General features: G+C 67.3%; 22 protein-coding genes. 14 read left to right on the forward strand and 8 right to left on the reverse strand.

What is annotated here, in order from left to right; all coding sequences use genetic code 11:
- Window positions 1–9 precede the first annotated feature (9 nt).
- From HV793_RS08180 to HV793_RS08195, 4 genes are read left to right on the forward strand one after another with little or no spacing between them, the layout of a single operon-like run.
- Window positions 10–1287, forward strand: a complete 1278-nt coding sequence (locus tag HV793_RS08180; RefSeq protein ID WP_054457200.1) for a DotU family type VI secretion system protein — start codon at window positions 10–12, stop codon at window positions 1285–1287.
- The gene (tssM, locus tag HV793_RS08185) at window positions 1284–4913 is read left to right on the forward strand and encodes a type VI secretion system membrane subunit TssM (protein WP_054457198.1); all 3630 of its coding nucleotides are present in this window, start codon (window positions 1284–1286) and stop codon (window positions 4911–4913) included. Before HV793_RS08180 ends, tssM begins: the two co-directional genes overlap by 4 nt.
- Window positions 4914–4926: 13 nt before the next feature.
- The gene (gene tagF, locus HV793_RS08190; RefSeq protein WP_054457308.1) at window positions 4927–5643 is read left to right on the forward strand and encodes a type VI secretion system-associated protein TagF; all 717 of its coding nucleotides are present in this window, start codon (window positions 4927–4929) and stop codon (window positions 5641–5643) included.
- Window positions 5644–5662: 19 nt separating this feature from the next.
- Entirely contained in the window at window positions 5663–7015 is a 1353-nt protein-coding gene (locus HV793_RS08195; RefSeq protein ID WP_175212967.1) for a hypothetical protein, read from the forward strand.
- 60 nt (window positions 7016–7075) lie between these two features.
- Here the strand turns inward: HV793_RS08195 and lysA are convergent, their stop codons facing one another.
- Window positions 7076–8368 carry a diaminopimelate decarboxylase gene (lysA, locus tag HV793_RS08200; protein WP_054457194.1) on the reverse strand — a complete coding sequence of 431 codons (1293 nt, stop codon included), beginning with the start codon at window positions 8366–8368 and terminating at the stop codon, window positions 7076–7078.
- Window positions 8365–8526 (reverse strand): LPS translocon maturation chaperone LptM, encoded by a 162-nt coding sequence (gene lptM, locus HV793_RS08205; protein WP_225590469.1) that lies wholly within the window; start codon window positions 8524–8526, stop codon window positions 8365–8367. Before lptM ends, lysA begins: the two co-directional genes overlap by 4 nt.
- Window positions 8527–8580: 54 nt before the next feature.
- Between lptM and cyaY the strand changes: the two genes are divergently transcribed.
- The gene (gene cyaY / locus HV793_RS08210; protein ID WP_013396958.1) at window positions 8581–8910 is read left to right on the forward strand and encodes an iron donor protein CyaY; all 330 of its coding nucleotides are present in this window, start codon (window positions 8581–8583) and stop codon (window positions 8908–8910) included.
- Window positions 8911–8970: 60 nt separating this feature from the next.
- On the opposite strand, the gene HV793_RS08215 is transcribed toward cyaY, so the two are convergent.
- Window positions 8971–11418 carry a penicillin-binding protein 1A gene (locus HV793_RS08215; protein WP_054457191.1) on the reverse strand — a complete coding sequence of 816 codons (2448 nt, stop codon included), beginning with the start codon at window positions 11416–11418 and terminating at the stop codon, window positions 8971–8973.
- Window positions 11419–11532: 114 nt separating this feature from the next.
- On the opposite strand from HV793_RS08215, the gene HV793_RS08220 reads away from it, so the two are divergent.
- The 3 genes from HV793_RS08220 to HV793_RS08230 are packed head-to-tail and all read left to right on the forward strand — an operon-like array spanning window position 11533 to window position 14398.
- On the forward strand, window positions 11533–12174 hold the full coding sequence (locus HV793_RS08220; RefSeq protein ID WP_054457189.1) for a shikimate kinase: 642 nt from the start codon (window positions 11533–11535) through the stop codon (window positions 12172–12174).
- Window positions 12171–13247: a 3-dehydroquinate synthase gene (gene aroB, locus HV793_RS08225; protein ID WP_175212968.1), complete on the forward strand. Its 1077-nt coding sequence runs from the start codon at window positions 12171–12173 to the stop codon at window positions 13245–13247. Before HV793_RS08220 ends, aroB begins: the two co-directional genes overlap by 4 nt.
- A gap of 23 nt (window positions 13248–13270) precedes the next feature.
- Entirely contained in the window at window positions 13271–14398 is a 1128-nt protein-coding gene (locus HV793_RS08230) for a deoxyguanosinetriphosphate triphosphohydrolase (protein WP_175181583.1), read from the forward strand.
- Between the two features lie 31 nt (window positions 14399–14429).
- Here HV793_RS08230 and HV793_RS08235 read toward each other — a convergent pair whose 3' ends face one another.
- Together HV793_RS08235 and HV793_RS08240 are read right to left on the reverse strand one after the other, a co-directional pair.
- Window positions 14430–15623: a M20 aminoacylase family protein gene (locus tag HV793_RS08235; RefSeq protein WP_054457184.1), complete on the reverse strand. Its 1194-nt coding sequence runs from the start codon at window positions 15621–15623 to the stop codon at window positions 14430–14432.
- A gap of 23 nt (window positions 15624–15646) precedes the next feature.
- Window positions 15647–16648, reverse strand: a complete 1002-nt coding sequence (locus HV793_RS08240) for a tripartite tricarboxylate transporter substrate binding protein (protein WP_175213168.1) — start codon at window positions 16646–16648, stop codon at window positions 15647–15649.
- Window positions 16649–16775: 127 nt separating this feature from the next.
- On the opposite strand from HV793_RS08240, the gene HV793_RS08245 reads away from it, so the two are divergent.
- Window positions 16776–17678, forward strand: a complete 903-nt coding sequence (locus HV793_RS08245; RefSeq protein WP_054457181.1) for a LysR family transcriptional regulator — start codon at window positions 16776–16778, stop codon at window positions 17676–17678.
- A gap of 19 nt (window positions 17679–17697) precedes the next feature.
- Here HV793_RS08245 and HV793_RS08250 read toward each other — a convergent pair whose 3' ends face one another.
- Both HV793_RS08250 and uvrA read right to left on the reverse strand, forming a co-directional pair.
- Complete coding sequence (locus tag HV793_RS08250) at window positions 17698–18360, reverse strand: glutathione S-transferase family protein (RefSeq protein ID WP_054457179.1); 663 nt, start codon at window positions 18358–18360, stop codon at window positions 17698–17700.
- 45 nt (window positions 18361–18405) lie between these two features.
- A complete protein-coding gene (uvrA, locus tag HV793_RS08255) occupies window positions 18406–21255 on the reverse strand; it encodes an excinuclease ABC subunit UvrA (RefSeq protein WP_175212969.1) in 2850 nt (949 codons plus the stop codon).
- Between the two features lie 181 nt (window positions 21256–21436).
- Between uvrA and HV793_RS08260 the strand changes: the two genes are divergently transcribed.
- The 5 genes from HV793_RS08260 to HV793_RS08280 all read left to right on the forward strand — a co-directional run bounded on the left by HV793_RS08260 (window position 21437) and on the right by HV793_RS08280 (window position 25238).
- Window positions 21437–22654, forward strand: coding sequence for an MFS transporter (locus HV793_RS08260; RefSeq protein WP_054457175.1), 1218 nt, complete (start codon window positions 21437–21439; stop codon window positions 22652–22654).
- A gap of 280 nt (window positions 22655–22934) precedes the next feature.
- Entirely contained in the window at window positions 22935–23456 is a 522-nt protein-coding gene (gene ssb, locus HV793_RS08265) for a single-stranded DNA-binding protein (protein ID WP_119449719.1), read from the forward strand.
- A gap of 358 nt (window positions 23457–23814) precedes the next feature.
- Entirely contained in the window at window positions 23815–24120 is a 306-nt protein-coding gene (locus HV793_RS08270; RefSeq protein ID WP_042795957.1) for a DUF4148 domain-containing protein, read from the forward strand.
- A gap of 85 nt (window positions 24121–24205) precedes the next feature.
- Complete coding sequence (locus tag HV793_RS08275) at window positions 24206–24511, forward strand: DUF4148 domain-containing protein (protein WP_054457161.1); 306 nt, start codon at window positions 24206–24208, stop codon at window positions 24509–24511.
- A gap of 130 nt (window positions 24512–24641) precedes the next feature.
- The gene (locus HV793_RS08280) at window positions 24642–25238 is read left to right on the forward strand and encodes a TetR/AcrR family transcriptional regulator (protein WP_054457159.1); all 597 of its coding nucleotides are present in this window, start codon (window positions 24642–24644) and stop codon (window positions 25236–25238) included.
- Between the two features lie 77 nt (window positions 25239–25315).
- On the opposite strand, the gene HV793_RS08285 is transcribed toward HV793_RS08280, so the two are convergent.
- Window positions 25316–26176, reverse strand: coding sequence for a cysteine hydrolase family protein (locus tag HV793_RS08285; RefSeq protein ID WP_054457305.1), 861 nt, complete (start codon window positions 26174–26176; stop codon window positions 25316–25318).
- Between the last annotated feature and the right edge of the window lie 21 nt (window positions 26177–26197).

Below are 26197 nucleotides of genomic sequence, written 5' to 3' on the forward strand. Positions count from 1 at the left end.
GAGACAACTATGCATGCTTCGGATCACACGCTGGCCGGCCCTCCGGGCGGCATCGGCGAAGGCGCTGCCAATACGGCGGGCAGGCTGCGTCCCCACGATTACGTCATCAGCGGCGCCAATCCGCTGGTGGCGGCGGCCAATCCGCTGCTGGACCTGATCCCGCAGATCCGCGCCACGGCGACGCATCCCTCGCCTGCGATGCTGCGCGAGCACCTGCTGGACGAAGTGCGGCAGTTCGAGCTGCGCGCGCAGCAGGCGGGCATCCCCAACGAAACCATACTGGGCGCGCGCTACTGCCTGTGCACGGCGCTGGACGAGGCCGCGGCGCTCACGCCATGGGGCGGGGGCGGCGTGTGGTCCGCGCACAGCCTGCTGGTCACGTTCCACAACGAGACCTGGGGCGGAGAAAAGTTCTTCCAGCTGCTGGCCAAGCTGTCGCAGAACCCCGGGCAGCACCTGGATCTGCTGGAGTTGCTGTATTACTGCCTGCTGCTGGGCTTCGAAGGGCGTTACCGCGTGATCGACAACGGCCGCTCGCAGCTGGAAACGCTGCGCCAGCGCCTCTTGCGCATCCTGCGCGGCGCGCGCGGCGATTATCCGCTGGCGCTGTCTCCGCATTGGCGCGACGAGCCGGCGCAGACACCATTGCGCCGCCTGCCCGTGCCGCTGTGGGTGTTCGGCGCGTTGGCAGCCGTCCTGGCGCTGGCCCTGTACTGGGGCCTGGGCTGGCGTCTGGGCAGCGAGTCCGACGGCGTGTTCGCGTCCATCGCCAAGCTGCGTCCGCCCACGGTGCAGATCGCCCCGACCGCCGTGAAGCGGCCCGCGCCCGCGCCGCGGCTGGCGGTGTTCCTGGCGCCCGAGATCCGCGACCAGTTGGTCACCGTGCGCGATGAGGTGGACCGCAGCGTGGTGGTGCTGCGAGGCGACGGCGTATTCGAATCTGGCGCCAGTTCCGTGCGCGACCAGTACCTGCCGGTACTGTCGCGCGTGGCCGATGCCTTGCGCGAGACGCAGGGCAGCATCCTGGTGCGCGGCTACTCCGACAACACGCCGATGCGCAGTGCACGCTTTCCGTCCAACTGGCATTTGTCGCAGGCGCGCGCGGATGCGGTCAAGGACATGCTGGAGCAACGCCTGGGCCAGACGGCCCGCGTGCGCGCGGAAGGGCGCGGCGACGCTGATCCGGTGGCGCCCAATGACACGGCCGCGGGCCGCGCGCTGAACCGGCGGGTGGAGATCACGGTGCTGGTGCCGCCGGTGGCGCACGAGCAGGGAGGACAGGAATGATCTACAGGCTGTTCGGATGGTTCTTCAGCCGCCGCGTGTGGAACTTCCTGGGGCTGGTGGCCCTGGCGGTGCTGATCTGGATCGCGGGGCCGCTCATCGCCATCGGCACGGTGCGCCCGCTGGAAAGCGAAACGGTGCGCATCGCCGTCATCGTGGCGATGTTCGCGATCTGGCTGCTGCGGCTGTTGTGGCGCAAATGGCGCGAAGGGCGCTTGAACGCGCAACTGCTGAGCCAGTTGCGGCGGCCCCGGCCCAAGGCGGAAAAGCCGCTGGAGGAAGCCGCCGGCAACGACGAGATACGCCAGCTGGAGGCGCGCTTTCACGAGGCCGTGGAACTGCTGCGCAAGACCCGCTTCGAGAGCCGCGGCAGGCGCGGCGCGCTGGACCGGTTCTCCAAGCAGTACCTGTATCAGCTGCCCTGGTACGTGATCATCGGCGCGCCGGGCGCGGGCAAGACCACCGCGCTGGTGAATTCAGGCTTGAACTTTCCTCTGGCCGAACGCTACGGCAAGGTGGCCTTGCGCGGCGTGGGCGGCACGCGCAATTGCGACTGGTGGTTCACTGACGATGCCGTGTTGCTGGACACGGCGGGGCGCTACACCACGCACGAAAGCGATCCGACCGGCGACGAAGAAGAGTGGCGCGGCTTTCTCGGCCTGCTGTCCAAGTACCGCGGCCGCCAGCCCATCAACGGTGCCATGCTCACTGTCAGCGTCGAAGACCTGCTGTCGGCGTCGGATGCGGAACGGGCGCAGCATGCGGCAGTGCTGCGACGCCGCCTGCAGGAATTGCGCGAGCAGCTGGGCATCGCATTCCCGGTGTATGTGCTGGTGACCAAGACGGATCTGCTGTCCGGTTTCGAAGAGTACTTCGCTTCCTTTACCCGAGAGGAGCTGGCGCAGATCTGGGGCTTTACCTTGCCGTATGCGCGCGCGCAGGAGCCGGGTTTCGACCTGTATGAAGCCTTTCATGAAGAGTATGCGCTGTTGCAGCGGCGGTTGGATGACGCCTTGCCTGAAGTGGTGGCGGCCGAGAGCGATCCTGCGCGGCGCGCGCTTGCCTACATGTTGCCGCAGCAGTTCGCGGGCCTGCAGGCCATCCTGGGCCATTTCCTGAGCGATGTGTTCGCGACTTCGAAGTTCGAGGCGCGGGTCATTCCGCGAGGCGTCTACTTCACCAGCGGCACGCAGGGCGGAGAGACCTTCGACCAGGTGACTGGCCATCTGAAGCGCTACCTGCGCATCGACGGCGGCGCCGCGCCCGCGGCCAGCGTGCCGGGCGAGGCGGAAGGACGCAGCTACTTCCTGAAGAACCTGCTGCAGGACGTCATCTTCCGCGAGGCCGGCCTGGCCAGCCGCAACCTGCGTTGGGAACGCCGCTATCGGCAGTTGCACTGGGCGGGGTACGGCCTGGTGACAGCGGCCTTCCTGGCCTTGGTCGCGGGTTGGACCATGAGCTATCGCAACAACGCCGATTACGTGGAAGAGGTGGCGCGGCGGGTGCCGGCGGTGGAGAAGCTGAGCCGCGACATCAAGATCACGCGCACCGGCGACCTGCTGGGGCTGATGCCCTTCCTGGACAGCCTCTGGTACCTGCCCCAGCACGAGGGCTTCGAGATCGACAATCCGCCCCTGAGCTATCGCTATGGCCTCTACCAGGGCCAGAAGCTGCGGGCGGCGGCGCAGGGCGTGTACGGCAACACGCTGGACCAGGTGCTGCTGCCGCAGGTGGCGCGGCGCGTCGAGACCGCCCTGCGCGACGCCTCGGCCAGCGACCTGGAGTATTCCTACGAGGCGCTGAGGGCCTATCTGATGCTGTACGAGGCCGAACGCTACGACGCGGAGTTCATGCATGCGTGGCTGCTCTCGGATATGCAGGCCACCCTGCCTGAAGGCTACACGCGGCGCCAGTATGAGCAGCTGTCGCTGCACCTGCGCAACCTGACGCAGAGCCACGTGCTTGCATCGCCGTTTCCCAAGGACGACGCGCTGGTGGCCCAGGCGCGCGAGAAGCTGGCGCGCTACACGCTGGCGCAACGCGCCTACAGCCGGCTGCGCCGCACCCTGGCCAACGCCGACGCGGCGCCCGAGATCACGGTGGTGACGCTGGGCGGCGCGCAGGCCAGCGCCGTCTTCGTGCGCAAGAGCGGCAAGCCGTTGAGCCAGGGCATTCCCGCGCTCTACAGCTATCGCGGCTATTGGGACGTGTTCAACAAGCGCGTGACCGGCGTGGCCGAGGTGCTGCGTTCGGATGATGCGTGGATCCTGAACATCCCGTTGCGCAGCCAGCTGGACCAGACTGCGCAACGCCAGCTGGTGGTCGACATCAAGCGCTTGTACATGAACGACTACGTGGCGCAGTGGGACGGCTATCTGAACGATATGCAGCTGGCGCCCAGCAAGTCGCTGCTGCAGAACATCCAGATGGCGCGCACCTTGTCCGCGCCGGAGTCTCCGCTGGTGCAGCTGGTGCGCGGCGTTGCGCGCGAGACCTCCTTGCTGCGCGATACCGGCAAGGATGACCGCTCGCTGGTGGACCAGGCGCGCGACCGCGTCAGCAGCACGCGCGAGGCGCTGGAGCAGATGTTCGGGCCAACCGGGCCCGGCGCGGCCATGCGGGCCGACGCCACCGACGAGAAGCTGGAGCGCATCGTGGACCAGCATTTCGAGCCGTACCGTCGGCTGGCCGAAGGCGAGGGCGCGGCGGCCGGCGCCACCTCGCCGATCGCAGCCACCACCGGCCTCATCAACGAGCTCTATACCTATCTGACGGCGGCGGATGCGGCCTTGCGCAGCGGCAGCCCCGCACCCAGCTCGGATTCCGTGACCAAGCTGAGGGCCGAGGCGGGCCGCTTGCCAGGGCCGCTGCGCGACGTGCTCAACTCGCTGTCGGTGAACGCGTCCGGCGAGGTGTCCGACGTGGCCCGCGCGCGCATGGGCGAGACCGTGTCCGCCACCATCGGCATGTTCTGCGGCCAGTCCGTGGCCGGACGCTATCCGTTTTCGAGCCGTTCGGCGCGCGACGTGGCGCCCAACGATATGGCGCGGCTGTTCGGGCCCAATGGCCTGATGGACGACTTCTTCCAGAAGAACCTGGCGAACCAGATCGACGTTTCCGGACAGCGCTGGCGCTTCAAGCCCGGCATCGACGGCAAGTCGGGGGAGAACTCCACCACGCTGGACGCGTTCCAGCGCGCGGGCGTGATCCGCGACGTGTATTTCATGGCGGGCAATCCCATGCCCTCGTATCGGGTGGCCATCAGGCCCGTGGAAATGGACGCGGGCATTACCCAGTTCGTGATGGACGTGGATGGCCAGGCGGTGCGCTACGCGCATGGTCCGCAGGTGGCGACCACGGTGCAGTGGCCCGGTCCGCGCGGCAGCAACCAGGTGCGCATCGAGCTCACGCCGCAGGTCGGCGCGGCTGGCATGACCACGTCGGGCCCCTGGGCGCTGAACCGCATGCTGGACCGCGCCCAGCTGCGACGGGGGGCCACGCCGGAGGTCACGCTGGCCACATTCGATCTGGGCGGGCGCAAGGTGGTGCTGGAGATCACCGCCAGCAGCGTCAAGAGCCCTTTCCATCTGGCCGAGATGCAGGCGTTCGCCTGCCCGGGCGCGTCGTGAACAGGACATGGACATGGAGCTAGCAGTGGAGCGTGGGCGTGTGGGCTGGTACGGCAAGATTCCGGCGGCGGGCGACTTCGTGCACCGACGCCTGCCGCGCGAGCTGATCACCTGGTGGGACCGCTGGCTGCAGTTCGGGCTGGCGGCGCTGAAGCAGGCGCCGGACGTCAATGCCGCGCGCGGCTTCGCGTCGGCGCCCATCTGGAATTTCGCGATTCCCGCCGGGCCGGGCGCGGGTGTCGCACAGCTGGGCTGCATCACGCCCAGCCGCGACCGGGTGGGCCGGGGCTACCCGCTGTGCGTGGTCATGGCCGTACCGCCCGCGCAGTACCACAGCAGCATCCTGGATGGCGCCAGCGACTACTACCGGCAGATCGGCGCCAGCATGCTGGCGGCGGTGCGCCATGGCTGCCCGGCGGAGCAGTTCGACCGCAGCCTGCAGCAGGTGCGTACGCCTGCCGCAGCGCCGGGCGCCGCCGCGCCGCGCGGCGGCAGCGACATCATGGACATCCTGAGCGCCGGCCGCGAGCAGGATTCCGCGCCGCTGGCGCGCCGCGCGCTGGGCGCCTGGCCCGACCTGCCGTTCTGCTTCAACCCCAGTTCCCACACCAGCTATTGGTGGACCAACCAGGCGGACGGCGCGGCCTTGCAGACCTACATCCATGGCGGCGCGCTGAACGCGACGCTGTTCGCCAGGCTGTTCTCATCCCTGCCGACCTGGCATCCCTGAATCTGCCGGAGGACCGCGCATGCTACGAAACTCAGCTGTGCCGCCTGGACCGGGCGCGGGGGGCTTCCCGGCCGCGCCAGATGTGGAGCGCCTGGACGATATCCTGCGCCTGCCGCCCGGGCGGCTGCGTGAACAGGAGATCCTGCGAGTGGTGGCCGGCCTGTCCGCGTCCCTGGCCGCCATGCACGAAGGCGGCCGGGCGCATGGCGGCATTTGCCCAGATGCCGTGGTACGCGACGGGCAGGGTTTTGCCGTCCTGGCGCCGCCTTTCGATGTGGCGCCCGATGACGAAGACGCAGCGCGGCATGCCGGTTACGCCGCGTTCGAACAGTACACGGACGATCCGGGGCATTCTTGCGGCCCCTGGACGGACGTGTACGGGCTGGCGGCGCTGGCGTACTTCCTGGCGACGGGCGCGGCCCCTCCAGGCGCGCTGGCGCGCCGTGTACGCGACGATTGCCCGCCTCTGGATGAGTGGCATCCGGGCGCCTATCGCGCGGCCTTCTGCGCCGCCGTGGACGAGGGCCTGGCGATGGAGGCGCAGGCGAGACCGCGGACAGCCGCGGCGCTTGCTGCGGCGATGGGCGTGATCCCGCCGGCGGTGCCGGCTCCTGCGGCGGTTTCTGTGGCCGCTCCTGTGGAGGATCCGGAGCCGGACATGACCGCGCCTTCATTGATGATGGAGACGCCCGCCGGCGACCTTGCCGATCCGCCGCCGGCCGCCGCTCGCCTGACCGCGATGCGGCCGGAACACCCGACGCGCGCGCGGCGCATGCTGCCGCTGGCCGTGGCGGGCCTTTTGCTGCTTGCGGCGGGGGGATATGCATGGCTGCGGCCGGCACAGCCGCCGGTGGAGCTGGCTGGCGTGGCGCCGCCTCAAGCTCAGCCGCAACCCCAGCCCCAATCGGAGCCACCGTCCCAACCGCCGCCGCAACCCCTGCCGCCGTCGGAACCACAGCCGCAACCCGCGCCCGCGCCGACTCCACCGACCCCGCCGGATTCCCCCGCCGCGGCCCTACCAGCCTCGCCGCCGCAGGCCGCAGCCACTGGCTCCACCATGCCGTCCGCCAGCCCGAAGCCAGATAGCGCCCCTGAGCCTGAAGCCGCGGCAGCCCCCGCCGCGTCAGAGCCCGCCGCGCCCGCGACGCCGCCGCCTCAGGCGGCGCCTGTCACGGTGCGCGTGGCCGTGCGTCCGTGGGGAGAGGTGGTGGTCAATGGCCGCTCGCGCGGCGTCAGCCCGCCGCTGCGCGAACTGTCCCTGCCGCCAGGCCGTTACCAGGTGACGGTGCGCAACGCATCAGCGGGCGATTACCGCATGACCCTGACAGTAGCGCCGGGCCGGCCGGCTTCCATCACGCATGAGTTCGAGTGAAATGAGCGGCATCGCGCCCATATGCGGCGTGCGGTCCGCGCCGCGGATGGCGGCAGCCCCTCAGGGCAGCGTGGATTCGCCCTTGAGCAGGTCGTCCAGCGTTTCGCGCTGGCGCACGACGTAGTACTTGTCACCGTCGACCATGGCTTCCGCCGCGCGGGGGCGGGCGTTGTAATTGCTGGCCATGGCCATGCTGTAGGCGCCCGCGGACTCCACCGCCAGCAGGTCGCCCTGTTGGAGAGCAAGCTTGCGCTGCCGGGCCAGCCAGTCGGCGCTTTCGCAGACCGGGCCGACGATGTCGTATAGGGTTTCGTCGCCCGCGCGCGGATGCACGGGGCGCACGCCGTGGAAGGCTTCGTATAGCGCGGGACGCAGCAGGTCGTTCATGGCGGCGTCGACGATGGCGAAGTTGCGCGCTTCCGAGTGCTTCAGGTACTGGACCCGCGTGAGCAGCACGCCGGCGTTGCCCACCAGCGAGCGGCCGGGCTCCAGCACCAGGTGCAGATGGCCGAAGCCGCGCGCGTTCAGGCGTTCGAAGACACGATCCAGCAAGGCCTGGGGCGAGGGCGGGATCTCATCCGTATAGCGGATGCCCAGGCCGCCGCCCAGGTCCAGATGGACGATCCGGATGCCGGCCTGATCCAGCTTTTCGATCAGGTCCAGCAGCTTTTCCAGCGCGTCGAAATAGGGACTGATGTCGGTGAGCTGCGAACCGATGTGGCAGTCCACGCCCACGATTTCCAGGGCCGGCAGCGACTGGGCCAGGCGGTAGACGTCCAGCGCCGATTCGATGGCGATGCCGAACTTGTTTTCCTTCAGGCCGGTGGAGATGTATGGATGCGTCTGCGCATCCACGTCCGGATTCACCCGCAGCGAAACGGGCGCGCGCAGACCCATGTCATGCGCGATTTCCGACAGCCGGCGCAGTTCGGCTTCGGACTCGACGTTGAAGCACTTGACCTTGGCGGCCAGCGCGGCGCGCATTTCCCAGGCCTGCTTGCCCACGCCGGAAAATACGATCCTGGACGGGTCCGCACCGGCCGCCAGGGCGCGCTTGAGCTCGCCGCCGGAAACGATGTCGAAGCCCGCGCCCAGGCGCGCGAATTCCTTCAGGACGGCCAGGTTGGAATTGGCCTTCATGCCGTAGCAGACCAGCACCGGATGCTGGCCGACGGCATTGCGGTAGGATTCCCAGGCAGCCTTGAGTGCGGCGCGCGAGTATACGTACAGCGGCGTGCCCAGCTTTTCGGCCAGGTGATCCAGCGGCACGTCCTCGGCGTACAGGACATTGTTGCGGAACTGGAAGTACGGATGACCGGCCAGTTCAGGCTGCGCGGGGAATCGGGGTGTCATGGAATGGACTGCACCGGCGGGATGGGCGTCGGTTGCGGCTGCGGCTGCGTGCGCGAGGGCGGCTTGCCGTCCGGCGTCGGCATGTACAAGGGGCCCTTATACCCGCAGGCGGCAACCATGCCGGTCGCCAGCAGCGTGGCTACAATGCGAAGGACCATGCGGCGAAATGCCAAGTGGAACACTGGGAACTCCTAAATCTTGCAGGCTCGATTATGACCGAAACCGAATTTCTTGCGTTGATCGACCAGGTGCTGAACAGCATCGAAAGCCAGGCCGATGACTGGGCGGCTTCGCTCGATGTCGACGTCGAAACCAGCCGCAGCGGCAATGTGCTGACGATGGTTTTCGAGGACAACACCCATGTGGTGGTGAACAGCCAGGCTGCCATGCAGGAGCTGTGGGTCGCGGCGCGCAGCGGCGGCTTTCACTACCGCTACGATGGCCAGCACTGGAACGATACCCGAGGCGGCCCGCAGTTGCCGGATGCCCTGTCGCAGATCTGTTCCGCGGCAGCCGGCGTACCCGTGACGATACGCCTGTAAAACGTCAGCTTCAGGCGAAAAAAAGGCCGGCCCCATAGGGCCGGCCTTGTCATTTGCGCGTCAGAACGGAATCTTCTGGGACCAGGGCGTGTTGCCTTGCGTACCTACGCCCGGCGCCACCTTGATCCGGGTTTCCTCGCTGGTGCTGCCGTTCAGGCCGTTGAGGAACTCACCCAGCGTGTCGGCCTCGGGCAAGCCCAGGCGCGCCACCGCTTGTCCGGGCGGGAATTCGGAGAAGTAGAACTCGCCGTTTTCGACCAGCAGGCCATCGGGGCGGGGACGCGGCTTCTCTTCGGGCACGCCCTTGAGGACCGTCTGCATGTAATCGACCCAGATCGGCATGGCGACGCCGCCGCCGGTTTCGCGCGAACCCAGGGACTTGGGCTGGTCAAAGCCCAGCCACGCGGTGGCGACCAGCGACGGGGTGTAGCCGGAGAACCAGGCGTCCACCGATTCGTTGGTGGTGCCGGTCTTGCCTGCGATGTCGTTGCGCTTGAGCAGGACGCGGGCGCGCGCTGCGGTGCCGTAGGTGGCCACGCCGCGCAGGATGTCGTCCATGACCCAGGCCGTGCGCGGATCGATGGCGCGGGCCGCGGCGTCGCCGGCCACGACCGGCTTGGACTGCATGATGACCTTGCCGCTGCTGTCGGTGACGCGGTCGATCAGGTAGGGCGTGACGCGGTAGCCGCCATTGGCGAACACCGAGAAGGCGCCGGCCAGCTGCAAGGGCGTGACCGAGCCCGCGCCCAGCGCCAGCGGCAACACGGCGGGCTGGCGGGCCTTGTCGAAGCCGAAGCGGGTCAGGTAGTCCTGCGCGTACTGCGGGCCGATGGCCTGCAGGATACGGATCGACACCATGTTCTTGGACTTGTACAGGCCCTGGCGCAGGGTCAGCATGGGTTCGTACTGGTTGCCGTAGTTCTTCGGGTTCCAGGCCTTGGAGCCGGTCTGCGCGGCCGTCAGTTCGAAGGGCTGGTCCGAGATCTGCGTGCCCGGGGTCAGGCCGCGTTCCAGCGAAGCGGCGTAGATGAAGGGCTTGATGTTCGAACCCGGCTGGCGCCAGGCTTGCGTCACCCGGTTGAAGTTGCCGCGGTAGAAGTCAAAGCCGCCGACCATGGCGCGGATGGCGCCATCTTGCGGCGACAGCGCCACGAAGGCCGCCTGCACCGAAGGCAGGTTGATGATTTCCCAGTTGTCGCCGAACTTGCGGATGTAGACCACGGAGCCGCGCTTGATGCGCTGCTCGGGCTTGGCCTTGTCGTTCAGCGCGCGCGCCACGACGCCCAGCACCTTCTTGTCGGTGACGGTGATGATCTCGCGCGAGCTGCGCGCCAGCTTCACTTCGGTGGGGCTGGCCGACAGCACCAGCGCCGTCAGCAGGTCACCGCTGTCGCTGAACTTGTCGAACACGCCGTCCAGGAATTCGTCCAGCGCCTGCGGGTTATTCTCGGTGCCCGGCGGCAGGTCGAGCTGTTCCTCGGGGCCGGGGTAGGGCGCGCGGCGCGTGTATTCCAGCACGCCTTCGCGCACGGCGCGGTAGGCCGCTTCCTGGTCCTTGGACTGCACGGTGGTGTAGATATTGATGCCGCGCGAATAGACGTTGTCCTGGTACACGTTGAACAACAGCTGGCGTGCCAGTTCCGCCACGTACTCGCCATGGATGGAATAGCCGCCGGCCGGCGTGCCTTCCGCGGACTTCATGACGATGGGCTGGGCCAGCGCCTGCTGGTATTCCGGTTCGGTCAGGTAGCCCAGCGAGTGCATGCGGCCCAGCACGTAGCGCTGGCGCAGCTCGGCGCGCGGGCGGTTGGCGATAGGGTTGAAACGCGAGGGCGCCTTGGGGATGCCGGCCAGCATGGCGGCTTCCGCAGGCGTGACTTCGGACAGGGGCTTGCCGAAGTAGGTGCGCGAGGCGGCCGCGAAACCATAGGCGCGGTGGCCCAGGTAGATCTGGTTCATGTAGAGCTCGAGGATCTGGTCCTTGGTGAGCTCCGACTCGATCTTGAAGGTCAGCAGCAGTTCATAGAACTTGCGCGAATAAGTCTTTTCCGACGACAGGTAGAAGTTGCGCGCCACCTGCATCGTGATGGTGCTGGCGCCCTGCGACTTCGACATGCTGACCAGGTTGGTCAGGCCGGCGCGCGCCACGCCCATCCAGTCGATCCCGCCGTGCTGGTAGAAGCGGTCGTCCTCGGCCGCCAGCACCGCGGACTTCATGACGTCCGGGATTTCGTTGAAGCGCAGCACGTTGCGGCGCTCTTCGCCGAATTCGCCGATCAGGACGCGGTCCGCCGTAAAGACGCGCAGCGGCACCCGGGGGCGGTAGTCCGTCATGGCGTTCAGGTCGGGCAGGTTGGGCCAGGCCAGCGCCAACGCCATCCCAGCCAGCAGCACGCCGCACAGGAACAGGCCGGCAAAGAAAATGCCGGTTTTTACGAAGAATCGCAGTATCGGGGAACCGCTCTTGGCGGGCTTGTCTTTCTTGGAGGAATTCTGGGGCTTGCTCATCGCGGCGATTTTACGGGTATCTCCGGGTCCGTCTTGGCACGGGGCACCGGTTTCTGTAACAAAATCGTTCAGTGTGGTAGGCGGGCAACTGGCGGCTGATGTGATAATGCCGTCATGAACTTTTCCGCTAACTCATGTCCGGAGGCTGACCCGGACCCGGCGTCCTCCTGCGAGACGCCCGAAAACCAGCCTTGCGCGATCGAGTGCACAGGCAAGGCCGCCACGCTGCCCCATGACCTGCCGGTTTTCCTGGTCGGGATGATGGGCGCGGGCAAGACCACCATAGGGCGTGGCCTGGCGCGTGCCCTGGGGCGCGAGTTTATGGACTTGGATCATGAGCTCGAGGCGCGTTGCGGCGTGCGGGTGCCGGTAATCTTCGAAATCGAGGGCGAAGCCGGTTTTCGTCGCCGGGAATCTGCCGCCTTGGAAGAGTGTACCCAACGGCGCAACATAATTCTTGCCACCGGCGGCGGCGCGATCCTGGCGCCGGAAAACCGTCAGCGCCTGCGCGAGCGCGGCATCGTGGTCTACCTGCGCGCCAGCGTGGACGAACTGTTCCGCCGCACCTGCCGCGACCGCAACCGTCCCCTGTTGGCCACGGCCGACCCGCGCGGCACGCTGCGCGACCTCATGACCCTGCGGGAACCCCTCTATAAGGAAGTAGCCGACCTGGTGGTGGAGACGGGCGCCATGCCCATACACACCCTGGTCAAGGCGCTGCTGCCGCAACTGCAAGCCTTCGAGAAGCGCATATGAACGTAGTACACGTGGACACCCCGGGCGGAGCCTACCCGATCCACATCGGCCCCGGCCGCCTGGACGCCCTGGACCAGTGCATCCCCGCCGACGCCACCGCGATCGCCGTGGTGACCAACCCGACCGTCGCCGCCCTGTACGGCGAGCGCGCCGAAGCCGCGCTGGCCCGGACCGGCAAGCGGGTGCTGCGCATCGAATTGCCCGACGGCGAGGCCTATAAGGACTGGCAGTCGCTGAACCTGATCTTCGACGCGCTGCTGGGCAACCGCCTGGACCGCCGCTGCGTGCTGGTGGCGCTGGGCGGCGGCGTCATCGGCGACATGACCGGTTTCGCGGCCGCGGTCTATATGCGCGGCGTGCGCTTCCTGCAGGTGCCCACGACGCTGCTGTCGCAGGTCGATTCGTCGGTGGGCGGCAAGACCGCCGTCAACCATCCGCTGGGCAAGAACATGATCGGCGCGTTCTACCAGCCGGTCGCAGTCGAAATAGACACCGACGTGCTGAACACGCTGCCGGCGCGCGAGGTGTCCGCGGGCCTGGCGGAAGTGATCAAGTACGGCCTGATCCTGGACCCGGAATTCTGGTCCTGGTGCGAGGACAATGCGCAGAAGCTGCGCGAACTGGACCCCGAGGCGGTCGCCTACGCCATCCGCCGCTCCTGCGAACTCAAGGCGCAAGTGGTGGGCAAGGACGAGCGCGAGTCGGGCCTGCGCGCCATCCTCAACCTGGGCCACACCTTCGGCCACGCCATCGAATCCGGCCTGGGCTACGGCGCCTGGCTGCATGGCGAAGCCGTCGGTTGCGGCATGGTGCAGGCTGCCGAGCTGTCGGCCGACGTCGCCGGCTTTGACCGTGCCGACGTGGAGCGCGTGCGCGCGCTGGTGGTCGCCATCGGCTGTCCCGTCGTGGCCCCCGACCTGGGCGCCGACCGCTGGCTGGACCTGATGCAGGTGGACAAGAAGACCGAAGGCGGCTCGATCCGCTACGTGCTCATGACCCGCATCGGCGAGGCCATGATGCGCGCGGCCCCCGACGACGCCGTGCGCGCCATGCTGGCCCGCACCACCCAATAGCCGTGATGGAGACGGTGTTGCAGATGAAAGAACTGGCTTCCTATGCATCCCACCCGTCTCAATCGCGCGGGCGGACCTATGCCGAGCCGCCACCGGAAAACCGGACGGAGTTCCAGCGCGACCGCGATCGCATCGTCCATTCCAGCGCCTTCCGGCGCCTGGAGTACAAGACCCAGGTCTTCGTGAACCACGAGGGCGACCTGTTCCGCACCCGCCTGACCCACAGCCTGGAAGTGGCCCAGATTGCGCGCACGCTGGCGCGCAGCCTGGGCCTGTCCGAAGACCTGACCGAAGCCATCTCGCTGGCGCACGACCTGGGCCACACGCCGTTCGGTCATGCGGGCCAGGATGAACTCAACGCCTGCATGCGCGAATTGGCGCCGGAGGCGGGCGGCTTCGAGCACAATCTGCAAAGCCTGCGGGTGGTGGACGAACTGGAAGAACGCTACGCGGACTTCAACGGCCTGAACCTGTGCTTCGAAACGCGCGAAGGCATCCTCAAGCATTGTTCGGCCGCGCATGCGCGGCAGCTGGGCGACGTGGGCCAGCGCTTCCTGGACCGCACCCAACCCTCGCTGGAGGCGCAGTTGGCCAACCTGGCGGACGAGGTCGCCTACAACAACCACGACATCGACGACGGCCTGCGCTCGGGCCTGATCACGCTGGAACAGCTGAAGGAAGTGTCGATCTTCGAGCGCCACCACGCCCACGTGCTGGAAAGCTATCCGGGGCTGGCTGCGCGTCGCGCGGTGGCCGAGACCATACGCCGCATGATCAATACGCTGATCGTCGACCTGACGCGGACCTCGTTGGCGCGCATCCGCGAGTTCGCGCCCGCCACTGCCGACGACGTGCGCCGCGCGCCGCCGCTGGCGACCTTTTCGCCCGAGATCCGGAGCGAGGCCGACGCGCTGAAGAAATTCCTGTTCGACAACCTGTACCGCCACTACCGCGTGTTGCGCATGACGACCAAGGCGCGGCGCATCGTGCGCGAGCTGTTCGCGGCTTTCCTGGACGATCCGCGGCTGTTGCCGCCCGACTATCGCCGGCCGGCTTTCAACGAGCAGGCCCGCGCCATCGCCGACTACATCGCGGGCATGACGGACCGCTACGCCATCCGCGAGCACAAGCGCCTGTTCGAGATGGCCTGAGGCCCGCGGGCCTCAGGCTTGCGCCGCGGCCTCAGCCCGCCAGATAGCGCTGCGTCAGCAGCACCCAGTAGGCCGCGCCCACGGGCAGGCTGTGGTCGTTGAAGTCATAGCCCGGGTTGTGCACCATGCAGGCCCCATGCCCGCTGTTGAAGCCTTCCGCCGAGCCATCGCCATTGCCCACCAGCAGGTAGGACCCTGGCACTTCCTCCAGCATGAAGGCGAAGTCCTCGCTGCCGGTCAGCGCGCGGGTCTGGAGTTCCACCTGGTCGGCGCCTACCAGTTCCACCGCCACCTGGCGCGCGAAATCGGTTTCTTCGCGGGTGTTGACCAGCACGGGATAACCGCGGCCGTAGTCGATGGTGGCGCGCACCTGATAGCTGGCCGCCTGGCTGTGGACCAGTTCCGTGATGCGGGCTTGCAGCGTGTCGCGCACGCCGCGGTCCAGCGCGCGCACGCTGAGTTTCAGCGTGGCGGTCTGGGGGATGACGTTGTTGGCTTTGCCCGCGTTGAATGCGCCGACCGTGATCACCGCCATGTGCAGGGGATCGATATTGCGGGCGACGATGCTTTGCAGGCCCAGCACGATGGCCGCGCCAGCCACCACCGGATCGGCGGCGCAATGCGGCATCGCGCCGTGCCCGCCCACGCCTTCCAGCACGATGGTGACGTTGTCGGACGAAGCCATCGCGGCGCCGTCGCGCAGCAGCAGGCGGCCTTGCGGATGGCCCGGCATGTTGTGCATGGCGAAGATGGCGTCGCAGGGATACTTGCTGAACAGTCCGTCTTCCATCATGCGCTTGGCGCCGCCCAGGCCTTCCTCGGCGGGCTGGAAGATCAGGTTGAGCGTGCCGTCGAAGTCGCCATGCCTGGCCAGGTGGTGCGCGGCCGCCAGCAGCATGGCGGTGTGGCCGTCGTGGCCGCAGGCGTGCATGACGCCTTCGTTGCAGCTGGCGTGTTCCAGGCCCGTCGCTTCCTGGATGGGCAGGGCGTCCATGTCGGCGCGCAGGCCCAGGCGCTTGCCGCCGCTGCCGCGGCGCAACTGCCCCACCACGCCGGTGCCGCCCAGCCCGCGTTCCACTTCATAGCCCCATTGCGTCAGGCACTGCGCCACCAGGTCGCTGGTGCGGAATTCCTGGAAGCCGAGTTCGGGGTGGCGGTGGATGTCGCGGCGGATCGAGACGAATTCGTCGGCCTGGGCGGTCATCGCCTGCAGGATGGGATGCATGTCGGAGAGGTCCTGGAATCGGGTCACTGGTTGCCTGCCAGTTTCACGTGGCTGGAGATTTCGCGGAAGCGCTCGGTCTCGGCGCGGTACATGGCGTCGGCCTGTTCCGCGCTCATGGGGGCGGAGACTTCGATGTTCTGGTGCGCCAGGCTGTCCTTCACCGCCGCATCCTGCATGGCGGCGTTGAGCGCTGCGTTCAGGCGCGCCACCACGTCTTGCGGCGTGTCGCGCTTGACGAAGTAGCCAGTCCAGGTGGTGAAGTTGAAGCCCTTGAGCAGTTGGCCTTCGTTGACCGACGGCACGGTCTTGAGCGCGGGCAACTGGCTGCGCTGCGGGTCCAGGCTGGCCAGCAGCTTGATGCGGCCCTGCTCGGCCAGCGCCACCTGCTGCTGCGACAGCGGCAGGATGGCCAGGTCCACCTGGCCGCCGCCGATGTCCTGCATCAACGGCGCGCCGCCCTTGTAGGGCACATGCATCATGTTGGCGCCGATGGTGCGCGCCATGTGTTCGCCCAGCACGTGGTACAGCGAACCCACACCCACGCTGCCGAACGTCAGCGGCTGGGTGGCCGAGCGCGAGCGCGCCAGCGTGACCAGCTCGTCGGCATTGTTGGCGGGCAGGTCGGCGCGCGCCACGATCACCAATGGGGCCATGCCGATCATCTGCACCAGGCGGAAATCCTCGCTCTTGAGCTTGACCGCGGGATTGGCAATGGGGGACAGGATCAGCTCGTTGGGCGAGCCCTGGAACAGGTAATAGCCGTCAGTCTTGGCGCCCAGCACCTTCTGCGCGCCCAGCGCGCCGCTCACGCCGCCCAGGTTCTCCACCAGCACGGGTTGGCCCAGTTGCTTGGAGACGGGCGGGGCCACCACGCGGGCGATGGAATCGGACGCGCCGCCGGCCGGGTAGGGCACCATCATCATGACGGGCCGGTCGGGATAGTCTGCGGCCCGGGCGCCCTGGGCCAGCAGCGCCGCGCCCAGCGCCAGCGCACAGCCGGCCAGGCGCAGGCCATTGGAAAGCATGCTCACGAAATTCCCCTTGGAATGATCTAGTCGTGATCCACATGCTAGGGACAGGCCTCGCTAGTTGTCTAACGAATTGTTATTCTGGAAGCTAGAAAAAAAACTCATACTTAATCGGGACCCGGGCATGAATCTCAAGCAGCTCGAACATCTGCTGGCCGTGGCCGAGGCGGGTTCCTTCAGCCGTGCGGCCGAACGCCTGTACCTGACCCAGTCGGCGCTCAGCCGCAGCATCCGCCTGCTGGAAGAAGACCTGGGCGCGCGCCTGCTGGACCGCATGGGCAAGCGCACCGAGCTGACACCGCTGGGCCTGACCGTCGCCGGCCGCGCGCGGCGCATCCTGTTCGAATCGGGCGAGCTGCGCCGCAGCGCGGAACTGCTGACCCAGGGCGACCGGGGCAGCATCAGCATCGGATTGGGTTCAGGGCCGGGCGTCATGCTCATGACGCCGCTGCTGGCGCACGTGGCGCAGCACTATCCGCAGTTGCGGCTGGACGTGATGCGCGGCTCGCCCGAGGCCCATCTGGCGCTGTTGCGCCAGCGGCGCCTGGACGCGCTGGTGGTCGATACGCGCGGCATCGTGCCGGCGGCCGACCTGCGCATCGAACCCATCTCGGAAATGCGCGCCGGATTCATCTGCCGCCGCGGCCATCCGCTGGCCCAGGCCGGGCGGCCGGCGCGCTTCGCGGAGGTTGCGGCCTATCCGCTGGCGTCCACGTTTCTTGCAGCGGATACCGTGCGCATCGTGGTCGACCATTTCGGCGTCGAGGCGGATCCGCAGACCGCGATGCGCCTGCGCTGCGATGAAATCGGCAGCGTGCTGGAAGCGGTGCGCGTGTCGGACGCGGTATTCCTGGGCATCGTGGGCGCGGCGCGGGTCGGCATCGCCGCGGGCGAGCTGACGGAACTGCCTACCGACCCGCCGCTGCGCAGCCACGCGCTGTTTGCAATGGTGACGCTGACGGGCCGCACCGAGGCGCCGGCGATGGCGCTGGTGCGTGAATTCGTGGCCCAGCGCCTGCGCGATTGAACGCGCCGATTGACGTGCTTCAGCGCTGCTTGCGGTAGGGCTCGTCCTCGGGCACGAAGGTGGCTTCCGCGAGCGCGTCGCGGGTCCATTCCTGCATGGCGGGCAGCGCCAGCACGGCGTCCATGTAGTCGCGCACCGGGCCGGACGCCGCGATGCCATAGGTCGTGAAGCGCGAGACCACCGGCGCGAAGAAGGCGTCGGCGATCGAGAACTCGCCGAACAGGAACGGCCCGCCCTGGCCGAATGCCGCGCGCGTGTCGCGCCAGATCGCTTGCAGGCGCTCGATGTCCTGTTGCGCGGCCGCAGGAAAGTCGATGCCGGGCAGGTGCGCTTCGACGTTCATGGGCAGCGCCTGGCGCATCGCGCCAAAGCCGCTGTGCATCTGCGCGGTGAGCGACCGCGCGCGGGCCCGGGCGCGCGCGTCCTGGGGCCACAGGCGGGCTTCGGGATGGCGTTCGGCCAGGTACTCGCAGATCGCCAGCGTGTCCCAGATCGCGAACTCGCCATCCAGCAGCACCGGAACCAGCCCCGCGGGCGACACCGCGCCCACGCGGCGCGAGAATTCCTCGGTGAAGAAGCCGAGCTTCTGCTCGGTAAAGGGTATGCCTGCGGCGCGCAAGGCGATCCACGGCCGCAGGGACCAGGACGAGTAGTTCTTGTTGCCGATGATCAAGGTGTACATGCCGCGATCCTTCCTAGCCGTTGATGTGATGATTCAGGCGCCGGTTCAGCGGCGCAGCAGCTTGCCCAGGTATTGTCCGGTGTGGCTGGCGGGTGTGCCGGCCACGTCTTCGGGCGTGCCCTGCGCCACCACGCGCCCGCCGCCGTCGCCGCCTTCGGGACCCATGTCGACCACCCAGTCCGCGGTCTTGATGACGTCCAGGTTGTGTTCGATGATCAGCACCGTGTTGCCGCTGTCGACCAGCTGGTTCAGCACCTGCAGCAGCAGCTCGATGTCGCGGAAATGCAGGCCCGTGGTGGGCTCGTCCAGGATGTAGAGCGTGCGGCCGGTGCTGCGCCGCGACAGTTCCTGCGACAGCTTCACGCGCTGCGCTTCGCCGCCCGACAGCGTGGTCGCGCTCTGGCCCAGCCGGATATACGACAGGCCCACGTCGATCAGCGTGTGCAGCTTGCGGGCGATGGCCGGCACGGACTCGAAGTATTCCAGCGCCTGCTCGACCGTCAGGTCCAGCACTTCGCTGATGTTGCGGCCGCGATAGCGGATTTCCAGCGTTTCGCGGTTGTAGCGCTTGCCGTGGCAGACGTCGCAAGGCACGTACATGTCGGGCAGGAAATGCATTTCGACCTTGACCACGCCGTCGCCCTGGCAGGCCTCGCAGCGCCCGCCCTTGACGTTGAAGCTGAAGCGCCCCGGGTCGTAGCCGCGGGTGCGCGCTTCCGGCACGCCCGCGAAGAGTTCGCGGATGGGCGTGAACAGGCCCGTGTAGGTCGCGGGGTTACTGCGCGGCGTGCGGCCGATAGGGCTCTGGTCCACGCTGATGATCTTGTCGAAGTTCTCCAGCCCCTGCATCGACACGTAGGGGGCGGGCTCGCTCTGCGCATGATGCAGCTGGCGCGACACGGCGACCGCCAGCGTGTCGTTGACCAGCGTGGACTTGCCCGAACCGGACACGCCGGTCACGCACACCAGCCGGCCCGCGGGGATGCGCAGGTCCACGTTCTTCAGGTTGTTGCCGCTGGCGCCCGTCAGGGTCAGCCAGGACAGTTCGTCGTTGACGGGGCGTCGCTTCGGGATGGCGATGGCGCGCGCGCCGCTCAGGTACTGGCCGGTCAGCGACTGGGGGTCGCGCTGCACGGTTTCCGGGTCGCCCTGCGCCACCACCTGGCCGCCGTGCTCGCCCGCGCCCGGTCCCATGTCCACGACCCAGTCGGCCATGCGGATCATGTCTTCGTCGTGCTCCACGACGATGACGCTATTGCCTAGGTCGCGCAGGTGCTGCAGGGTGCCGATGAGGCGGTCGTTGTCGCGCTGGTGCAGGCCGATGGAGGGCTCGTCCAGCACGTACATCACGCCGGTCAGGCCCGAGCCGATCTGGCTGGCCAGGCGGATGCGCTGCGCCTCGCCGCCCGAGATGGTATCGGCGCTGCGGTCCAGCGACAGATAGTTCAGGCCGACGTTGTTCAGGAAGCTCAGGCGCGCCTCGATCTCGCGCACGATGCGTTGCGCGATCTCCTGCTTGGCGCCCGTCAGGCTCAGGTCGCGGAACCAGGTAAGGCAGGTCGACAGCGGCATGGCCTCGACCTCGTAGATGGCCTGACCGTGGCGTTCGCCGCCGCGCGGATCCTGGCCGATCAGCACGTTGCGGGCCTCGGGCCGCAGGCGCGAGCCGCCGCAGTCCGGGCAGGTCTTGATGTTGCGGTACTTGCCGAGCTCTTCGCGCACGGTGGCCGAATCGGTTTCGCGCCAGCGGCGCTCCAGGTTCGGGATCACGCCTTCGAATGTATGGCGCTTGACCGTGCTGCGGCCTTTTTCGTTCAGGTAGAGGAACGAGATCTCTTCGTCGCCGGAGCCGTACAGCACCTTGTCGCGCAACGCCTCGGGCAGTTCCTCGAAGGGCGCTTCGATGTCGAATTCATAGTGCGCCGCCAGGCTGGTCAAGAGCGAATGCGTGAAGGCGTTGCGGCGGTCCCAGCCGCGGATGGCGCCGGCCGCCAGGCTCAGCTCCGGGAAGGCGACCACGCGCTTGGGGTCGAAGAAGCCGACCTGGCCGATGCCATCGCAACTGGGGCAGGCGCCCATGGGATTGTTGAAGCTGAACAGGCGCGGCTCCAGCTCGGGCAGGCTGTGGCTGCACACCGGGCAGGCGTAGCGGCTGGAGAAGACCTGTTCGCGGCCGCTGTCCATGTCCAGCGCCAGGGCGCGGCCCTCGGCCAGCTGCAACGCGGTCTCGAAGCTTTCCGCCAGGCGCTGCTTGCTTTCAGGCTTGATGCGCAGCCGGTCGATGACGACGTCGATGTCGTGCTTCTCGGTCTTCTTCAGCGGCGCCATGCCGTCGATTTCGGTCAGCTGGCCGTCCACGCGCAGACGCACGTAGCCCTGCGCCTGCAGGCTGGCGCATTCGTCCTCGAAACTGCCTTTCTTGCCGCGGGCTATGGGCGCCAGTACCGCCAGCCGGGTTTCGGGCGTCCAGGACAGCACCGCGTCCACCATCTGGCTGACGCTTTGCGCCTGTAATGGCAGGCCGTGGTCAGGGCAATAGGGCGTACCGACCCGCGCGTACAGGAGGCGCAGGTAGTCGTGGATCTCGGTGATGGTGCCGACGGTGGAGCGGGGGTTGTGGCCCGCGGCCTTCTGTTCGATGGAGATGGCCGGGGACAGGCCCTCGATCAGGTCCACGTCCGGCTTGTCCATCAGCTGCAGGAACTGGCGGGCGTAGGCGGACAGGCTTTCCACGTAGCGGCGTTGGCCTTCCGCGTACAGCGTGTCGAAGGCCAGCGACGATTTGCCCGAGCCGGACAAGCCGGTGACGACCACCAGCTTGTGGCGTGGCAGGTCGAGCGAGACGTTCTTGAGATTGTGGGTGCGCGCACCCCGAATGCGTATTGTCACGTCCATCGGGCTCTTTTAAGCGGTTTCAAAGGCCAACTTGGTACTATAGCGCGCCGAATCCCCCTGCGTTCGGGGCAGTACTCCAGCCTGGATAGACCCGGGGGGCGGCGCCGCACCGCCAGATCAGACCGTGGGCGTGTGACATCCACGCGCGCGGGCGAGTCCTAGTCATCGTTGAATTTTTCGCATGCAGGCAGATAAAAAACTGAAATTGACCCCGTCCGAACGCCGCGCCAGCGTGGCGCTGGCCGGACTGTTCGCCGCGCGGATGCTGGGGCTGTTCCTGTTGCTGCCCGTCTTCGCCGTGGCCGCCGCCGGCATGCCGGGCGGGGACGATCCGGCCCGCGTCGGCCTGGCGCTGGGCATGTATGGCCTGACCCAGGCCTTCATGCAGATTCCCTTCGGCCTGGCGTCCGACCGCTGGGGCCGGCGTCCCGTGGTGCTGTTCGGCCTGCTGCTGTTCGTGGCGGGCAGCATCGTCTGTGCACAGGCGTCCGACGTGTACTGGATCACCATCGGCCGCGCCATCCAGGGCGCCGGGGCGATTTCCGCGGCCGTCACCGCCTGGCTGGCGGACTCCACCCGCGACGAGGTCCGCACCCGGGCCATGGCCATGGTGGGCGGGTCGATCGGCCTGTCCTTCGCCGTGTCGCTGGTCCTGTCGCCCGTGCTGGTGGGCTGGTGGGGCCTGTCCGGCCTGTTCTGGACCATCGCCTGTCTGGGCGTGATCTGCCTGGCCGTGGCCGGCTGGGTGGTACCCGTGGTGCCGCTGACCCAGGCCCGCACCATGCAGGCCGCCCGGCCGCGCGAAGTCCTGACCCACAGCGACCTGCTGCGCCTGAATTTCGGCGTTTTTGTCCTGCACCTGATCCAGGTGGCGCTGTTTGTCGTGGTGCCCGCCCTGCTGGCGAAGGTGGGCGGCCTGGACGCGCGCGAGCTCTGGAAGGTCTATCTGCCGGTCATCCTGGTTTCCTTCGTGCTGATGGTGCCGGTGGTGTTCGTCGCCGAAAAGCGCCGCGCCCATCGCGGCGCCCTGCGCGCCGCCGTGGCCGGGCTGGTGCTGGTGTGCGCCTTGCTGCCCGCGGCCAGCCATGGTTTCTACACCCTGGCAGCCGCCCTGACGGGCTTCTTCGTGGCCTTCAATGTGTTGGAAGCCCTGCAACCGTCGCTGGTGTCGCGGGTCGCGCCGCAGGCCTACAAGGGCCTGGCGCTGGGCTTCTACAACACCGCCCAGGCCGCCGGCCTGTTCGCGGGTGGCGCGCTGGGCGGCTGGCTGGCCTCGCATTCCGGTTCCAGCGCCGTTTTCATCGCCGCCGCCGCCCTGTCGGCGATCTGGCTGGCGGTGACCTGGGCCCTGCGGCCGTTGCCCGAACCGGACCGCCAGGCATCGGCGCGGGCCGGCTGAAAAGTCGGGATCCCACCCCGAAAAGCGCCCAACAGACGCGAAAATTCCATGGCTGGGGTGGACGGCTTTGTCACATCCTGGTTTGGCGCGGCGGGCGCTTTTCGTCGATAATACGCATCAAATCAGGGCTTCACTCAGGGTTCAACCCGGCGTCGCCGGTCATCGTTGCGGTGACCGGCGTGTTTCATGAAGCCGGTCTTCAACATCATCGCTTTTATGTTGTTGCCGGCGCGTCCGCGGCAACGCACACGCAGGCTGTCAACAACAGAGGGACAACGGCATGGCATCGGTTAACAAAGTCATACTCGTGGGCAATCTGGGACGCGACCCGGAAGTCCGCTACAGCCCCGAAGGGGCGGCAATCTGCAATATGTCCATTGCCACCACCTCCACCTGGAAAGACAAGGCTTCGGGCGAACGCCGCGAAGAAACGGAATGGCACCGCGTAGTCATGTACAACCGCCTGGCTGAAATCGCCGGCGAGTACCTGAAGAAGGGCCGCTCGGTCTACATCGAAGGCCGCCTGAAGACGCGCAAGTGGCAAGACAAGGACACCGGCGCTGACCGCTACAGCACCGAAATCGTCGCCGACCAGATGCAGATGCTGGGCGGCCGCGAAGACGGCGGCGGCGGTGGCGCAAGCTTCGGCGGCGGTGGCGGCTACGACGACGCGCCTTCGCGCCCGCAGCAGCAGCGCGCCCCGGCCCAACGCCCGGCCCCGCAACAGCGCCCGGCTCCCGCCGCGGCTCCGGCCAGCAGCGGCGCTAATCTGGCGGATATGGACGACGATATTCCGTTCTAAGCCACAGCGCGGCATCAGACTTCAACAAGAACCCGGTAAATTCCTGATTTACCGGGTTTTTTGTTGCTCCTGGCGGTAGTGTGGGCCGACGCGTTCGAGAGGCCGACTCGCGGATGGGGCGCCATTCCGGCATAGGTGAGGCGAAGTCCCGGTGTTGCTTGAATTATTTTGTTTCACAAAACCCTCTTGCGCTATCTACCTAGTAGTAGATAAGATTCATCCATCGACGCAGCAAACCAAACACCCGCCGACGTCGAAACCAGAAATACAGTAGGACCGCTTTTTAATTTCCCTTTTTGTCTACCTATAAGTAGATAGTTTTTTGAACCGCTACGCAATCGTTATCTGGAGATCAACCATGAAGACCCTCGTATCCGCCCTGATCCTGTCCGCTTCCTTCATTGGCGCCGCCCAAGCCGGCGAGCTGGACTATCCGCCTGCCCTGAACACCGAAAGCACGGTGACCCGCGCCCAAGTGCAGCAAGAGCTGGCCCAGGCCCGCGCCAATGGCGAACTGGTGTCTGGCGAAGAAGGCTACGCCGCCACGATCTTTGCCGCCTCTGGCGACAAGAGCCGCGCCCAGGTCCAGAAGGAACTGGCCGCCGCCCGCGCCCAAGGCCTGACCGACAGCGCCGAACTGGCTTACCCGCCCGTGCAAGGCTGAGTTTTTTTTCCCTCGATGTCTATCTATAAGTAGATAGCTCCATCGAAACCCTGATGCAGCACCTGATCCTTACTGGAGATCAACCATGAAGACCCTCGTATCCGCCCTGATCCTGTCCGCTTCCTTCATCGGCGCCGCCCAAGCCGGCGAGCTGGACTATCCGCCTCCCCTGAACACCGAAAGCACGGTGACCCGCGCCCAGGTGCAGCAGGAACTGGCCGAAGCGCGCGCCAATGGCGAGCTGGTGTCGGGCGAAGAAGGCTACGCCGCCACGATGTTTGCCTCGGCCGGCGACAAGAGCCGCAAGCAAGTGCAGCAGGAATTGGCCGCCGCCCGCGCGCATGGCCTGACCGACAGCGGTGAGCTGGACTACCCGCCCGTGCAAGGCTGAGTTTCATGCTGGCACATGCGGATCCCGGGGGGCGGGATGATTCCCGGCCGGGGTCCGCAAGGGTTTTGGAGCAGTGGCAACGCTGCCGGAACCGATGACGAATCAACCTATTAGTAGGTAATATTCAGCCATGGACACTCCTACTTCCAACACCACTCGCGAACAGCTTCTGGCCCATGCCGAGAAGCTGATCCGCACGCGCGGATGCAACGGCTTCAGCTACCGCGACCTGGCTGAGCACGTGGGCGTAAAGACGTCCAGCATCCACTATTACTTTCCGGGCAAGGACGACTTGCTCTACGAGGCGGTCGAAGCCTACAGCGCGCGCGCGCTGGCCGCGATGCGCGGGATCGACACGTCGCTGCCGGCGCAAGCGCAGCTCGACCAATATCTGTCGATGATGGAATCGCGCGCCTGCGGGTCGGGCGAGCTCTGTCTGGCCGGCATGCTGGCGGCCGAGGTCAATTCGCTGCCCGAACGCGTGCGTGGCGCATTGCAAGGATTCTTCCGCGCGCACGAAGCCTGGTTGGCACGCGTGCTGGCCGAAGGCGCGGCGCAGGGCACGATGAAGTTCTCTGGCACGCCGGAGGCGGCTGGCCGCGCGGTGTTCGCCACGGTGCAAGGTTGCATACTGGTGGCGCGCCTGTTCCAACAGCCCGCGGCATTGTGCGAGGCCATCGGCGCGCTGTACGTGGAGTGCGACGGCAAGCACGGCGGCGCCGCCTGAGCGTTCCCGCTCCACGCAGCCCATCAACCACGGCCGCCATGCGCAAGCAGGCGGCCGTTGTGTTTTGCGCGGCGGGATCAGGCCGCGAGCAGCGCCCGCGCCATGTCGACGCTGGTGCGCGCCTGGATACCCAGGTCGCGCATGCGTTGCTGGAAGGTCGCCTGTGCGTCTTCGAAGCCCGCGACGGGGCTCATGCAGTCCGTCAGCAACACCAGGCGCGACAGGTCGCGGCCGGGCAGGTGTTCGGCCAGGTGTTCGACAGTGGCCTTGACGCAATGGCTGCCGGCCTGGCCGGCGATCAGGATGAGTTCGGCGCGGTCCAGCGAATCGAGCAGGCTGCGGTTGAGCTGGCTGCGCGGATCGTCGGCATCAGGGACTTCGGCCATCAGCGCGCTGTAGTGTTCGGTCCAGGGGTTCATGCCCTTGGGCACCTTGCGCACGATGAACTGGCGCTCGTCTTCCCAACGGCTGTAGGCCGCGCGCACGTCCGCATGCACGTTATGGCCCCAGGTGCCGATTTCGCAATGCAGCGGCCACACCATCAGCGTGTAGCGGCCGCGCGCCTCGAGTTCGTCCAGGTACGACAGGGTACGCGGCAGGTCGTCGTCGTGGCGCGGCCGGAAATCGCCCGCGCGCAGCTGTGCCGCCGTGATCTGCGTGTACGGCGCCACGGGCTGGCCGTCGCCGGTGGACCAGAAGGTCGGATGGGCGATGTCCAGGCGATGGTGCGAATCCAGCGTCACCGTGATCGAGGTAAGCGCGGGCGCGGTCGTGTCGATGAAGTGCGCGAGCCGCTGCATGTCGGCGTGGGCGCCGGCCACAGGCAGGGCGGGCGCGTGCGCGGCGCCCGTCACGGGATCCGTGGGCAGGTACGACTCGGGCAGGTCGCAGAAGTCATTCTGCGGATCGATGATCAGTAGATGATTGGAGCGCGGCATGACGACGTTCGGGACAGGCGA

The sequence above is a fragment of the Achromobacter aegrifaciens genome (assembly GCF_902859965.1).
In the GTDB taxonomy this organism is placed as follows: domain Bacteria; phylum Pseudomonadota; class Gammaproteobacteria; order Burkholderiales; family Burkholderiaceae_B; genus Achromobacter; species Achromobacter aegrifaciens.